Origin of the sequence: Pseudomonas sp. EpS/L25, assembly GCF_001512295.1 — a bacterium.
In the GTDB taxonomy this organism is placed as follows: domain Bacteria; phylum Pseudomonadota; class Gammaproteobacteria; order Pseudomonadales; family Pseudomonadaceae; genus Chryseomonas.
Genome location: NZ_LNUP01000002.1, coordinates 1,572,729 through 1,586,464, shown reverse-complemented (window position 1 = coordinate 1,586,464; position 13,736 = coordinate 1,572,729). Strand labels below are relative to the sequence as shown.

The 13,736-nt window shown below is 57.1% G+C and carries 9 protein-coding genes; 6 read left to right on the top strand and 3 right to left on the bottom strand.

The window, feature by feature from the left end; genetic code table 11:
• The first annotated feature begins 288 nt into the window (after positions 1 to 288).
• The 4 genes from AR540_RS08280 (at position 289) to AR540_RS08275 (ending at position 6,674) form a co-directional block, all read left to right on the top strand.
• Entirely contained in the window at positions 289 to 702 is a 414-nt protein-coding gene (locus AR540_RS08280) for an NUDIX hydrolase (protein WP_059227751.1), read from the top strand.
• 110 nt (positions 703 to 812) lie between these two features.
• The gene (locus tag AR540_RS24690) at positions 813 to 2,144 is read left to right on the top strand and encodes a DNA methyltransferase (protein WP_160328333.1); all 1,332 of its coding nucleotides are present in this window, start codon (positions 813 to 815) and stop codon (positions 2,142 to 2,144) included.
• A 52-nt stretch (positions 2,145 to 2,196) separates the two neighbouring features.
• Complete coding sequence (locus AR540_RS24685; RefSeq protein ID WP_082706937.1) at positions 2,197 to 4,281, top strand: ATP-binding protein; 2,085 nt, start codon at positions 2,197 to 2,199, stop codon at positions 4,279 to 4,281.
• Positions 4,282 to 4,658: 377 nt separating this feature from the next.
• On the top strand, positions 4,659 to 6,674 hold the full coding sequence (locus AR540_RS08275; RefSeq protein WP_059227748.1) for a peptidase U32 family protein: 2,016 nt from the start codon (positions 4,659 to 4,661) through the stop codon (positions 6,672 to 6,674).
• A gap of 9 nt (positions 6,675 to 6,683) precedes the next feature.
• On the opposite strand, the gene AR540_RS08270 is transcribed toward AR540_RS08275, so the two are convergent.
• From AR540_RS08270 to AR540_RS08260, 3 genes are all read right to left on the bottom strand, one after another.
• Positions 6,684 to 7,481 (bottom strand): helix-turn-helix transcriptional regulator, encoded by a 798-nt coding sequence (locus AR540_RS08270; protein WP_059227746.1) that lies wholly within the window; start codon positions 7,479 to 7,481, stop codon positions 6,684 to 6,686.
• Positions 7,482 to 7,864: 383 nt separating this feature from the next.
• On the bottom strand, positions 7,865 to 9,271 hold the full coding sequence (locus AR540_RS08265; protein WP_059227744.1) for a purine-cytosine permease family protein: 1,407 nt from the start codon (positions 9,269 to 9,271) through the stop codon (positions 7,865 to 7,867).
• Between the two features lie 122 nt (positions 9,272 to 9,393).
• Complete coding sequence (locus AR540_RS08260; RefSeq protein WP_059227743.1) at positions 9,394 to 10,158, bottom strand: SDR family NAD(P)-dependent oxidoreductase; 765 nt, start codon at positions 10,156 to 10,158, stop codon at positions 9,394 to 9,396.
• Positions 10,159 to 11,423: 1,265 nt separating this feature from the next.
• Between AR540_RS08260 and AR540_RS08250 the strand changes: the two genes are divergently transcribed.
• Together AR540_RS08250 and AR540_RS24680 are read left to right on the top strand one after the other, a co-directional pair.
• Positions 11,424 to 13,082 carry a methyl-accepting chemotaxis protein gene (locus AR540_RS08250; RefSeq protein WP_059227739.1) on the top strand — a complete coding sequence of 553 codons (1,659 nt, stop codon included), beginning with the start codon at positions 11,424 to 11,426 and terminating at the stop codon, positions 13,080 to 13,082.
• The gene (locus AR540_RS24680) at positions 13,079 to 13,369 is read left to right on the top strand and encodes a chemotaxis protein CheW (RefSeq protein ID WP_330219586.1); all 291 of its coding nucleotides are present in this window, start codon (positions 13,079 to 13,081) and stop codon (positions 13,367 to 13,369) included. The genes AR540_RS08250 and AR540_RS24680 overlap by 4 nt, the downstream gene beginning before the upstream one ends.
• Positions 13,370 to 13,736 lie beyond the last annotated feature (367 nt).

Sequence of the window (13,736 nt, the reverse complement as noted above, 5' to 3'; positions counted from 1 at the left end):
TCCCCTTAGCTAGGTAGATACAACTTGTTACACGTTGCTACAGGGCGGCGAAGCTAGAGCGGTTGTGTGACGTTATGAGGTCGGTTGGATTGCACTTTCCGTAGCGCGAGGACTGGCTGTGGATGCGGGCACTGCTGGCGGCCCTACGGCGACCAAATTCGCGGCACCGGAAACGCCCCCGCAGCAACCTTGCACCGGAAGGGAAGGTACACTGGCAATCCGCGTTGCCGGTCCCTCGCCCCCGTGACGCTGCGCCCCAAGCCCGCTATCCGACCCAAGAGTGCCAAAGTGACGACCGTCATCCACATCGCCGCCGCCCTCCTCCTGAACGAGCACCGGCAATTGCTGCTGGTCCGCAAGCGCGGCACCACCGCCTTCATGCAGCCCGGCGGCAAGGTGGATCATGGCGAGCAGCCGCTCGAGGCACTGGTACGGGAACTGAATGAAGAACTGGGCCTGATCGTGGCGCCAGAGGACGCGACCTTCGTCGGGCACTACCAGGCACCGGCAGCCAACGAGCCGGGCTGCACCGTCGATTGCGCGCTCTATCGGGTCGAGATGCAGCCAGGAGATCGGGCAATTGCGGCGGCTGAGATCGAAGAGGCGGTGTGGGTGTCGGTCGCTGAGGCGGACGCGCTGGAGTTGGCGCCGCTGACGCGGGAGGTGGTGTTGCCGCTGGTGAAGTGTTTACTTTCTAACTAGACTTGCTATTTTCCAAGCTTTCTGCAAGGAAAGATCACATGACCGCAGAAAAGGTTTGACATAGCATTGAAAGAGACCTATCACTCTGCGAACGACAAAAGGAGCTTGACGTGTCGCTTTCTGTAGACAGCAAAATAATTAAGCAAATAAATTCGCTACATAATACAGACAAAGAATATTGGTCATTTTCTCGCAGATCGAAGCGAACCCATTGCCATGGATTCATTAAATACCCCGCAATGATGGTTCCTGAAATGCAAGGCGAGCTGATAGATATCTTTCTAAATCATCAATCTAAAATAAAGTCCATCTTCGACCCGTTTGTTGGATCAGGAACAACAATGGGCGAAGCAATGATGAGAGGGCTAAACTTTCAAGGGGTAGACATTAATCCGCTAGCTATTCTCGCCTGCGAAACGAAGTCAGACGCATTTTATATTCCCTCGCTCAAGCATAAAATCCTAGAGCTCAACAACCGCTTACACAGGGACACTCTAGACTCTATAGAGGTTAACTTTCCAAAGATAGAAAAGTGGTTTATACCTCGAGTTCAGATTGAGCTGAGCAAAATCAGACGTGCCATAGTGGCTGAGCCTAGCAAATGGGCCAGAAGATTTTTCTGGGTTGCATTCAGTGACACAGTGAGAGGGTGCTGCAACTCTCGCAGCTCCACCTACAAACTTCATATGAAACCTCAAGATGAGATAGACAAAATAGGGTCTTGCCTTGAGATTTTTAAAAATAAAATTCAATTCAACTTTGAGCTCAAGAAAGAACAAATGGATCTCTTGGCAGGACAAGGGCTACTATCGGGCTCCACCCTTCTGAGCGACATCAATCTTTCCATATCAGATATCCAGACTCAACCCAAGAAAAGCGAGCACAATCTGCATGACATGCTGATTACCTCCCCACCATATGGTGACAATTCTACTACTGTACCTTATGGGCAATTTTCTTATCTTCCTCTGATGTGGATCGACACGGCCGATTTGCGAAACAAAGTGCCAAGCAAATTGTTATCGAACGCCTCTGCGATTGACAGAGCCAGTCTTGGCGGATCACATACTAAGGAAGTTAAAGGCATAGACCAACTAAGAGGCATGTCAAAAAGCTTTTCAACAAGCCTAGATCACTTACTTAGGTACGAAAACAGTGGGCCAGTGCGTTTATATTCCTTTATCAGGGACTTGAATAACTCACTAGACAATATGCTTTTTAGAATAAAACCAAAAGGCTATCTCATTTGGACACTAGGAAACAGGCACATTTCTGGACAAAAAATTCCATTAAACAATATCTTAAGGGAATTATTAGAGGCTCGTGGCTGTAAATTTTTAATAGAAATAGATCGCAATATACCCCATAAAAGAATGGCCAACAGAAACAGCCGCTCCCAAACCATGACCGAAGAACAAGTCCTGATAATGAAAAAGGGCTGAGCCCAAAATTAAACACCCAAATCTTTAAGTTACTCACGGAAGGGAATCTTACATGCCACAAGCATCCTTGAAATTTGGCGGAAAAATAATAGAAGAGCTATCGCAAAAAATCCCATCATCTTTATTTGCTTTAAATGAATTAATAAAAAACGCCTATGATGCTTTTTCGCCAAATATAAAAATAAAAATCTCTAGCTCCCAAGAGACAATAACCATTTCAGACACTGGAAATGGAATGAGCATAGCAGAAATAGAAAATCTATTTCACATATCATATAGTTCCAAAAAATATGGCCAAATCATTGAGCAAGACGGGATCCAGAGAATAACTCAAGGTTCCAAAGGGCTGGGTTTTCTAGCTGCATTCAAATTTGGCCATAGAGTAGAATGGACAACTACAAAAAATGGTGTTGAAAGTAAGTTTTCTCTTGAAAAATCTGCCCTAGTATCTAAAACAGATCTCACAGGGACAGCCATACCCATAACGACAAATCCAAGCGAAAAAAAGGGGACCACAATTGTTATCTATTCAAACCAGAGGGATCTTGAGGAGCTACAAGCCGACCTAGAGGACGAGAGAGTTTCGGAGAAACTCGCTGCTGCAATCGAAGACGAAACATTCAATATAGAAGTGGATATCGAAAATAATTCATCCTACTCAACTCAGAAAATAAAGGACTTTCGCCAGGAGAGCGAAAGCAATCAACTCTTTTACGTGACGTACAACTCAGAGCAAAATATTTTAAACTTCTATCATCGTGGCGAGCCAGTACGCTCCATTCCTGGCTTAGACACTCCCATAAACTTAAAAGACTACCACATAGACTTAAAGCTAGTAATATTTAGCTTAAAGCAAGGCAAAAAATACGGATCCATATCTAAACTTAACAGAAGAACACATGACAATGCCTTATACCCTTTAGTCTACTTTAATCGCAACCTTTTCAACAATACGACCATATTTGATCCAGATATCCTTAGAAAATCTAAATCCAGCAACTCACTCCCCCAAATGATTGGGCGAGTAAACCTAACAAGCCAAAGCGAGGAACTAGAATTCAATTCGGACAGAACAAATTTTGTAGAAAACTCCCTAACAAAAGGGCTAATGAAAAACCTAAGGAAACTTAATGAGCGCATTCAGAGCATTGGCTCTGAGTTAAAAAGAGAACTGCAGTCACAGACATCAGAAAACAAGATCCCTACCGGAAAAGCTGCTCCAACAGAAAATTCTGACACTGCCAAGAAAAAGGTAGCGCAGGTGCTAATTGATAGAGGCCTGCCTGTTGAACTGAATGTACCATCAAGCCAAATTTACTTGGCTGATTATATTTTTTCAGTAAAAAATAGTCTTGGTGAAGACGTCTCCAAAAATGAGGTACAAGTCACAATTGATGGCGACGTTTCTGATAGCGGGATTTTACAGTCGGTAGAAACCCCATGCGAAAAAGCAATTGGCTTTCGATATCATGACCCTCATACGAGCCTAGCCCTTAACGAGATAATTTTAAAATTCGTCAAGAAGACATCCAGCATTACTGGGGTACCTCAGAAGAAATCCCTCTTTACAATTGAGTCAGAGACAGGATACCGCATTAGCCACAATACAATTTCGAGCCTAATAAACGGCATAGATATTGCCTATCAGTCGCGCGACAGAGAAAGTTACCTTCCGCTCATAGCTTGCTCAATGAGATGCATACTCGAAATCTCTTCGAAAAAGATACTCCAAAAGAAGAATCGATTCTTCGCAAAGATAAATACAAAGACATTGAACCAAAGGCTGCAAAACGAGCTAAAATCCGACTTGATGTTCGAAGTCATGTACATATTAATTTTATTAAAGAAAAATCAAAACCTCTTAAGAGTAGTATCCGAAGCCAGCGGAATCAGCTTTAAAATATTTAATAGTCTTCTGGATTTAGAGGCATTTGGAAGTGCAGTTAAGCTATCCAACGTAGGAGCTCACTCATCATCTGGCTACCTATCTAAACCCAAAATCGAAGAGTGCGCAAACAAATGCGGACTGTTTGCGGTCATATGCGACATCTTGATAAACCTAGATAGCAATACCGAAAGTTCTCTAGCGATAATAAAATTAGACGAGACTGATTTTTCGTCTTACATTGGACCATAACTCTACGTATGGGCTATAGAATTTTAGCCTATACCGATTATGCCGCACTCCTACTCTTTATTGCAGTGGAAAAATTTGTGCACAACAAAATAGTTACACTCTGATCACATTGGAAATCCCATCCCACTTTAACAGACCCCTGTTTTATTAAATTCGGAAATATATTATATTCGGAATGAGCGGAGCTTTCTTATAGCTTTTCAAATCCTCAATCAACATAACGCCTTTACTACCACAATCAATTCAACTTAAACGATGGAAGAAACCTTTTTTTGCAAAGCTAATAAACACCCAGTACCTCAGGCGTACCCTACCTCTCTTCCCCCCCCGCTACAATACCCACCCTGCCGTGCCCCACCTGATCGAGAAGAACCGCCATGTCCCTGCCCAAGCACCATCTGGAATTGCTCAGCCCTGCCCGCGATGTCGGTATCGCGCGGGAGGCCATCCTGCATGGGGCGGATGCCGTCTACATCGGCGGGCCGAGCTTTGGGGCGCGGCACAATGCCTGCAACGAGGTCAGCGAGATCGCTGAGTTGGTGACCTTCGCCCGGCGCTACCACGCGCGGGTGTTCACCACCCTCAACACCATCCTGCATGACGATGAGCTGGAGCCGGCGCGCAGGCTGATCCATCAGCTGTACGACGCCGGCGTGGATGCGCTGATCGTGCAGGACATGGGCGTGCTGGAGCTGGATATCCCGCCGATCGAGCTGCACGCCAGTACCCAGACCGACATCCGCACCCTGGGCCGGGCCAGGTTTCTCGACCAGGCCGGCTTTTCCCAGTTGGTGCTGGCCCGCGAGCTGAACCTCAAGGAAATCGCGGCTATCGCCGCCGAGACCGAGGCGGCCATCGAATTCTTCATCCATGGCGCCCTGTGCGTGGCCTTCTCCGGCCAGTGCAACATCTCCCATGCCCAGACCGGGCGCAGCGCCAACCGCGGCGACTGCTCCCAGGCCTGTCGCCTGCCCTACACCCTCAAGGACGAAAAAGGCGGGGTCATCGCCTACGAGAAACACCTGCTGTCGATGAAGGACAACAACCAGAGCGCCAACCTGCGCGCCCTGGTCGAGGCAGGGGTCCGCTCCTTCAAGATCGAGGGGCGCTACAAGGACGTGGGCTACGTGAAGAACATCACCGCCTACTACCGCCAGTTGCTCGACGAGATTCTCGAAGACCGCAGCGACCTGGCCCGCGCCTCCAGCGGTCGTACGGCGCACTTCTTCGTGCCTGATCCGGACAAGACCTTTCACCGCGGCAGCACCGACTACTTCGTCACCGAGCGCAAGGTGGACATCGGCGCCTTCGACTCGCCGACCTTCACCGGGCTGCCGGTGGGTCAGGTGGAGAAGGTCAACAAGCGCGACTTCATCGCCGTCACCCAGGAGCCGCTGTCCAACGGCGACGGCCTCAATGTGCTGGTCAAGCGCGAGGTGGTGGGCTTCCGCGCCAACGTCGCCGAGCTGAAGAGCGAATTCGAGGAAGACGGCGCGAAGCGCTACCGCTATCGCGTCGAGCCCAACGAGATGCCCGAGGGGCTGTTCCGCCTGCGGCCGAACCATCCGCTATCACGCAACCTGGACCACAACTGGCAGCAGGCGCTGCTCAAGACCAGCGCCGAGCGGCGTATCGGGGTGCGCTGGCAGGCCGAGCTGCGCGAAGAGCGCCTGCGACTGACCGCCACCAGCGAGGAAGGCGTGAGCGTCCAGGTCGCCCTGGACGGTCCCTTCGGTGCGGCCAACAAGCCGGAACAGGCGCTGGACGGTCTGCGCGATCTACTGACCCAGCTGGGCACCACCGAGTATCACGCCCTGGACGTGGCCCTGGACGCATCCCAGGCCTTCTTCGTGCCCAACTCGCAACTCAAGGCGCTGCGCCGCGAGGCCATCGAACAGCTGACCGCGGCCCGCGTCGCCGCCCATCCGCGTGGCCGTCGCAAGGCCGAGACCACTCCGCCGCCGGTCTACCCCGAGGCGCACCTGTCGTTCCTCTACAACGTCTACAACCAGAAGGCGCGCGACTTCTATCACCGCCATGGCGTACAACTGATCGACGCCGCCTACGAGGCCCACGAAGAGCTGGGCGAGGTGCCGGTGATGATCACCAAGCACTGCCTGCGCTTCTCCTTCAACCTCTGCCCCAAGCAGGCCAAGGGCGTCACCGGCGTGCGCACCAAGGTCGCACCCATGCAGCTGGTGCATGGCGACGAGGTGCTGACCCTGAAGTTCGACTGCAAACCCTGCGAGATGCACGTGGTGGGCAAGATGAAGGGCCACATCCTCGACCTGCCGCTACCGGGCAGCCAGGCCGCCGCCAAGGCACTCGCCAGCATCAGCCCGGAAGACCTGCTCAAGACCATCCGCAACAAGCCGACCGGCTATAGCCACTGACAGGCGGGCCTAGCGCCCGGCCTGGGCGATGTAGCCAATGAACAGCCGGAACAGCTCGGCATGGCTGGAAATCTCCAGCCGCTGGTAGAGGTTGTGCTTGTGCACCTTCACCGTGCCTTCGGAGATACCGAGCTGGCACGCGATGGAAGCGTTGCTGTGGCCTTGCAGCAGCAACTTGGCGATATGGCGCTGGGCCTCGGTCAGTTGCCCCAGGGCGCCGACGAAGGCGCTTTCCAGCTGGCTGTCCGCGCCCGCGGTCTCCAGGTGGCGCGGCAAGTGGCGACCGTGCTGTTCCAGGGTGGCGCTGACCAGGGGCGTCAGCCGCTGCAGATAGGCGACCTCCGCTTCGTCGAAGGCCCCGTGCTCCTGCGCTTTCATCAGGCTGAACACCAGGGCGGTGCGCGTCTGTAGATGGACGATGTAGCCGATCTCGTCGATCTGGGTGCCATGGGTGGACGACACGCAGGGGTGCAGGTCGGGCGAGATGGCGAAGCCGGACGAGAAGAAACTGTCCGGGGCCAGTTCGCTCATGTGCCACAGGCCGCCGGGATGGCGGTTCATGCTGGCGACGTAGAAGGGATCGAGCAGGTAGCCACCGCGGCTGTAGGCGTCCAGGGTACGGACGGCGACCTGCCCCCGATAGCCATCGTGCAGCAGCTCGGCCGGCTGGTCGAAGCGGAACAGGTAGAGGCAACTCATATCGTAGCCGACCACGCCATCCAGCAGTCCACAGAGGTACGGCCCCAGGGTGGCACTGCCGATGGCGGCGATCAACCGGGCCACGGCATCGACGTCTTGTGTATTCATCACGGCACTCCGGTGCGAGATCGCCAGGTGGAGGGGCGCGCTCGGGCCGCTCACCGGGGATTCGCCTTAGAACCTGTTCACGATCTCGCGAGCTGGAGCCAAACAAGACGAAAATGGCTGAGGAAGCGGAGTTTACAAGTGGTAAATGAGCATTGCGACGGGGCCGCCCAGGCCGGGCTGGCGACCCAGGCCATTTTCAACGCGGTTGGCCGACGCCCAGCAGATCGTGAACAGGTTCTTGGCGTCGAATCCCGCGAGCAGGCTTGGCTAACCCTGCAACATACCAAAACCGTGCCAGCCTGGTCCTTCGTGAGGGTGCTGGTCGGTCATCCTTCCCCTGCCGCCGGCAGCGGCAAGTCCCCTCCCCGTCGGCCCGGATGCTGTTAGGCGCGCTCCAGGGAAGCTACCGGGGCCGCAGCGGGCCGGACGCTTTCGAAGGGTGTCAGGTGCAGTTGCTTGTGACGATTGGCGAGGTAGTACAGCACCCCGGGCACGACCAGGGCGGGTAGCCAGGAGATGTCCGTGCCGACCAGGGCGGCGATCGGCCCCTTGTAGAACGACAGCTCCATGAAGGGGATCTGCACCACTACCGCGAAGGCGTAGATCGACAGGGTGTTCCAGTTCACCTTGCCGTAGATGCCATTGACGTCGTACATGGCCGCCACGCTGTAGCGTCCCTTGCGAATCCAGTAGTAGTCGGCGAGGTTGATGGCGCTCCAGGGCACCAGCACATAGACCTGGCCGATCAGGATGTCGCTGAAGTAGGCGCTGAAGTTGTATTGGGCGGCGATGGCGATCCAGGTCACGATGACGGCGACGATGGCCATGATGACGAACTTGGTCAGCAGGCCGATCCGGACCTTACCGTTGAAGCCGGTGAAGATGGTGGTGGTGGACATGTAGGAGCTGTACAGATTCATCACGTTCCATTCCAGCACCCCGACGATGATCACGCCGTACACCAGCGTCTCGTAACCCGGGAAGAGCCTGGCGATGGCACTGCCGGGATCGGTGGTGACGTCCATGGCGGAAGCGGCCATGAGGGCGCCGAGCAGCATCAGCAGCGTCGAGCCGACCATGATGCCCAGGTAGCTGTACCAGAAGGTCGAGCGCGTGGAGATGCTGCTGGGCAGATAGCGTGAGTAGTCGGCGACGTAGGGGCCGAAGCCCAGCGTCCAGGAGGCGGCCTGGGTCACCACCAGGCAGAAGACGGCGAACTTGAAGGTGCTCGCCGAGACGTCCCAGGCTCCGGCCGGCAAGCCGTGCTGCAGTACGGCATAGGCCGCCAGGGCGAAGACGAGGCTGGAAAGCGCACTCATCCAGGCGCCGATGCGATGGATCAGCTCGTAGCCCACGAAGCCGACGACCAGGGTGAGCACGCCGAACAGGATGATGGCGTCGTTATCCGAGACCGGCGCCACCGCCTTGATCGAATCGCGCATCACCACGCCATTGGCCGCGGTGAAGAGGATGTAGGCCAGCACCACGATGGCCAGCGGCACGCCGGCGCCGATCACCCCGAACTGCGCCCGGCTCTGGATCATCTGTGGAATGCCCAGGTGTGGCCCCTGGGCGGAATGCGCCGCCATGAACACGGAGCCGATCAGATTGCCCAGGATCAGCCCGATGAAGGTCCAGCCCAGGTTCAGCCCGGCCACCACGCCCAGGGCCCCGATGACCAGGGTGGTGACCTGCATGTTGGCGCTGCACCAGAGGGTGAACAGCCGTTTGGGCGAGCCATAACGTTCGTGCTCGGGAATGAATTCGACGCTGCGATTCTCGATTTCCATGTATGGCTCCCTCTCGCCAAGAGTGTTCTAGGTTTTTGGTTTGGCAGTGTCAGGTGCTGGGGAGCCGTGCCTTGTTATAAGCGGGGGCGCGGGCTCGCTGCGGTCGGCGTCCGAACGGATGCTCAGGCCGCGGTGTAGGCGTTATCGACGAACAAATGGGTGCCGTTGACGAAGCTGGAATCATCGCTGGCCAGGAACAGCGCGGCCGACGCCACTTCCGCCGGATCGCACAGGCGACCTTGCATCCCCGCCAGGGTCGCGTCGGACACCTCAGTGCCATGCTCGCGCAACAGGTCGAGTTCACGGCGACCATGGGCGGTACCGATGAAGCCGGGACAGATGGCGTTGCTGCGGATGTTGCGGTCGCGAAACTCCACCGCCAGGGCCCGGGCGAACATGTGGCAGGCCCCCTTGGTGGTGCAATAGAGCACCTCCATCGGCGTGCCGACCACCCCGGAGATCGAAGACGTGCAGATCACGCTGCCACCGCCGGCGGCGATCATGCCTGGCAACACCGCGCGCGACACCAGGAACATGCTCTTGACGTTGATCGCCATCAGTCGGTCCCAGTCGTCCTCCGTGGTGTCCAGGAAGGGGCCCACCTGGATGGTGCCGGCGTGGTTCATCAGCACGGTGATCGGACCGAAGCGCTGCTCCACCTGGATGACGGCGGCCTGGACCTGGTCGGCCTTGGAAACGTCGGCGGCGATGAAGCAGGCGCTACCGCCCGCGGCACGGATACCTTCGGCCACGGCGGCGCCGTCGCTGCTGGAAAGGTCAAGGATGGCGACCTTGGCCCCCTCGCGGGCGAACAGCTCGGACGCGGAGAGGCCACAGCCCCCAGCGCCCCCGGTGATCAAAGCGACTTTCCCTGCAAGGCGTCCCATGAGTGCGCTCCCGATAGTCCAAGGCTGAGCCGTTGGAGCAAAAGCTAGGGACGGCGAGCGGGAGCGTCCATATGCCGAGGGATATAGGGCCGACCAACCTGCTGATCCAAAAGGAAATATTTATTCAATCGGCGTTGCGCGAGGGGACTGGCGAGAGCTTCGGGTGCCGGGAAGGATGGCGACGGGCAGTGACCTATCCAGCCGGTACGGCAAGGGGCAACGATAATGTCTTCTGCCAGGACGGCCCCCTAGTGAGAAGGCAATTGCTCCTACAGGGCATGAGCTTTTTGTAGGAGCGGCCGCATCGGCGGACCGCCATGGCCGCGATAAGACAGTTACAGACCGTAGTGTGGAAAACGGCGCAGCCTTTTCCACGGGGAGTTCGCCACGAGGGGTCCCCTCACCCCAGCCCTCTCCCAAAGGGAGAGGGGGCGCTTCGAGCGGATGTTCGTCTTCGGTGGCTCAGGCGATAAGACAGTTGCTCCTACAGGGAGTGATGCTTTTGTAGGAGCGGTCGCATCAGCGGACCGCCATGGCCGCGAATAAGAAGCTGTTCATGATCTGCTGCGCGTCGACCAAAATGGCCTGGGTCGCCGGCGGCCCCATTGCAACGCTCATTTACCACTCGCGAATTCGCGCACGAGCCCGGTCCGCTTCCTCGGGTGTTTTCGTGAGACCTGTCTCTAGCTCGCGAGACTTTGCACAGTTTCTTGGGCAGATGGAAACGAATTCACATCCAGGCATATCAGTCGACCCGATGTTCTTCGTACCGAACGACTCTGCAATGGACCGCTCTAGCACAGCAACTCCCAATCTTATTCGTCACACCAACCACAGAATAAGCGCCTCCGCGATTTATCGCTTCAAATCCTTTACAACATCGACATGACGATACTTTCCGCCAAACTCACGCTCAACTAATCATGCTGTAAAAGCGCTGACCTAAAGTCTTTGCTCTACGATTAAACGGGCAAACAACCTTGCCCTATCCGCCACGGCGATCAGCACAGAAGCCACACCCACCGGGCCTTTCAGGGATCATTCCAACGCCAGTCCGCTGAAGCCTCGAGCGTTTCGTTGAACCTTGATCGCTATCGCGACAATCTTTGTTGGAGCAATTCAGGACAACTTCGATAAGCGTTTGCCATTCATCCCCATGGCCCGTGGCCACTATAAATTTAAAACCTCTCAATCCGAAAGACTGGCTATTGATGCCATTACCTCGGCTGGTCCTGAACACTAGCCTTTCTCAATAGGAGCACCCAATGTTCAAGAATTTCCGGATTGGCACTCGCCTTATCGTGTCCTTTATCGCCGTCGCCGCCATCAGCTTGGTGGTTGGTGTCGTCGGACTCAATAACAGCGGCCAGATCAACGACCTGGCGACCCAGCTCTATGAGCGCGAGTTGCTCGGGCTGTCCTACATCAAGGAAGCCAACCTCAACCTCGTCTTCATCGGCCGCGCCCGCAGCAACTACCTGCTGGCGACCTCCGAGGAAGATCGCAGCCACGCCCAGGCGGAAGTCAAGCTGGGCCTCGCCAACGTCCGGGAAAACCTGGCCAAGGCCCGCCCGCTGTTCACCAGCGAAGCCTCGGCGACCAGTTTCCGCCAGATCGACGAGCTGCTCACCGGCTATACCTCGCAACTGGACAAGGCCATGGCGATCGCCCATGACAGAGCCGTGCGCGAGGCCGATCCCGAGCTGGACAGCCAGCTGGTCAGCGTTCGCCGTTATGGTGACCAGGTGGGTACGCTGATGACCGAGCTGTCCAAGCGCAAGGAACAGAACGCCAGCGACGCCAACGATCTCACCGACCAGCTCTATGCGCGCAGCCGGGTGATGCTGATGGGGATCATCGCCATCGGCGTGGCGTTCGGCGTATTGCTGGGCTTCCTGATGAGTCGCAGCATCACCCGGCCGCTGCGCGCTGCCGTCGCTGTCGCCGATCGTCTCGCCGCCGGTGACCTGACCCAGCGTATCCAGGCCGAAGGCCGCGACGAGACCGCCGCGCTGCTGCGCGCCATGGATGGCATGAGCCAGCGTCTGGCGCAGATCATCAGTGATGTGCGCAGCGCCTCCGATGGCCTGGCCAGCGCTTCCGAAGAGATCTCCGCCACAGCCCAGAGCATCAGCCAGGCGAGTACCGAGCAGGCGGCTTCCGTGGAGGAAACCAGCGCCAGCGTCGAGCAGATGTCGGCCTCCATCGCCCAGAACACCGAGAACGCCAAGGTCACCGACGGCATGGCCGGCAAGGCCAACCGCGAGGCGAACGAGGGTGGCCAGGCGGTACGCGACACCCTGGTCGCCATGAAGACCATCGCCGCCAAGATCGGCATCATCGACGACATCGCCTACCAGACCAACCTGCTGGCCCTCAATGCCGCCATCGAGGCCGCCCGCGCGGGCGAACACGGCAAGGGCTTCGCCGTGGTGGCTTCCGAGGTCCGCAAGCTGGCCGAGCGCAGCCAGGTCGCCGCCCAGGAAATCAGCAATGTGGCCCAGGGCAGTGTGGCCCTAGCCGAGCGGGCCGGCTCGCTGCTGGATGCGATGGTGCCCTCCATCAGCAAGACGTCCGATCTGGTGCAGGAAATCACCTCCGCGTCGGAAGAGCAGAGCTCCGGCGTGGAGCAGATCAATAGCGCCATGCTGCAGCTCAGCCAGGTGACCCAGCAGAACGCCTCGGCCTCCGAGGAGCTGGCCGGTACCGCCGAAGAGATGAGCAGCCAGGCCGAGCAGCTCCAGCAACTGATGGAGTTCTTCACACTCAGCAGCGCCTCGGCAGCACCGCGGACGGCAACGCCCGCGGCCGGTCGGTCGGGCTCCGGGCTGGCCGAGCGCGCCTCGGCGCTGATCGACGGCACCCGCCGCGCGTCCCTGGGTGGCGTACCCGCCGGCTTCGCTCGCTTCGAGGAGCACGCCTGATACTGGCCCGCCAGTTCCTCATCGTTCAGCTCGCCGGCGAACGCTACGGCATGCCGACCTGCGGCGTGCGCGAAGTCATCGAGTACGCCGCGGTGACCAGCGTGCCCCTGCTGCCACCGGCGTTGCGTGGCGTCATCAATCTGCGTGGCGCCGCCGTGCCGGTGCTGGACCTGGGCATGCGGCTGCCGGCCAATCCCATACGTGGAACGAAAGCGTCCGAGGAGAGGCCCGCCGCCAACGGCGGCCCTTCTTCGGGTGCAGGCCGACTCATCCATCCCCTCGGATAGGGTAAGCCAATCCAGGAAGGTCCATTGCTCAGCGTCAGCGACCGCAGCGCGTGCCGGATAACGTCGCCGTCGTGAGGCAGCCCCCGCGCGCCCGAGGCGCTGCTCCTCGACGCGCGGCGTGAAGCGGCTTTACCTGGCCGCGGGCAACGGTGACGAGCATGACGCCTGCAACTGACGGGATTGGTGGTAGCTCCCAAACCGGCAGCGACTTCCGTCATCGTGGCCCGACGCTATGTGTGCCAGCAGACAGACGCCGCCCATCCAGACTTCCACACTGAATGGGCTCCCCCTCAAGGTGTCGTGCCCGCGGCAATAGCGTGAAAGGCATCTCCGCGTCGTTGTCTACGTTTCGCGTTGAATGCTAAGG

What these genes read in the sequence shown, in the direction of transcription:
- AR540_RS24685 (WP_082706937.1), top strand. Translation starts at nt 2,197, where the DNA reads ATGCCACAAGCATCCTTGAAATTTGGCGGAAAAATAATAGAAGAGCTA.
- AR540_RS08275 (WP_059227748.1), top strand. Translation starts at nt 4,659, where the DNA reads ATGTCCCTGCCCAAGCACCATCTGGAATTGCTCAGCCCTGCCCGCGAT.
- AR540_RS08270 (WP_059227746.1), bottom strand. Translation starts at nt 7,481, where the DNA reads ATGAATACACAAGACGTCGATGCCGTGGCCCGGTTGATCGCCGCCATC.
- AR540_RS08265 (WP_059227744.1), bottom strand. Translation starts at nt 9,271, where the DNA reads ATGGAAATCGAGAATCGCAGCGTCGAATTCATTCCCGAGCACGAACGT.
- AR540_RS08260 (WP_059227743.1), bottom strand. Translation starts at nt 10,158, where the DNA reads ATGGGACGCCTTGCAGGGAAAGTCGCTTTGATCACCGGGGGCGCTGGG.
- AR540_RS08250 (WP_059227739.1), top strand. Translation starts at nt 11,424, where the DNA reads ATGTTCAAGAATTTCCGGATTGGCACTCGCCTTATCGTGTCCTTTATC.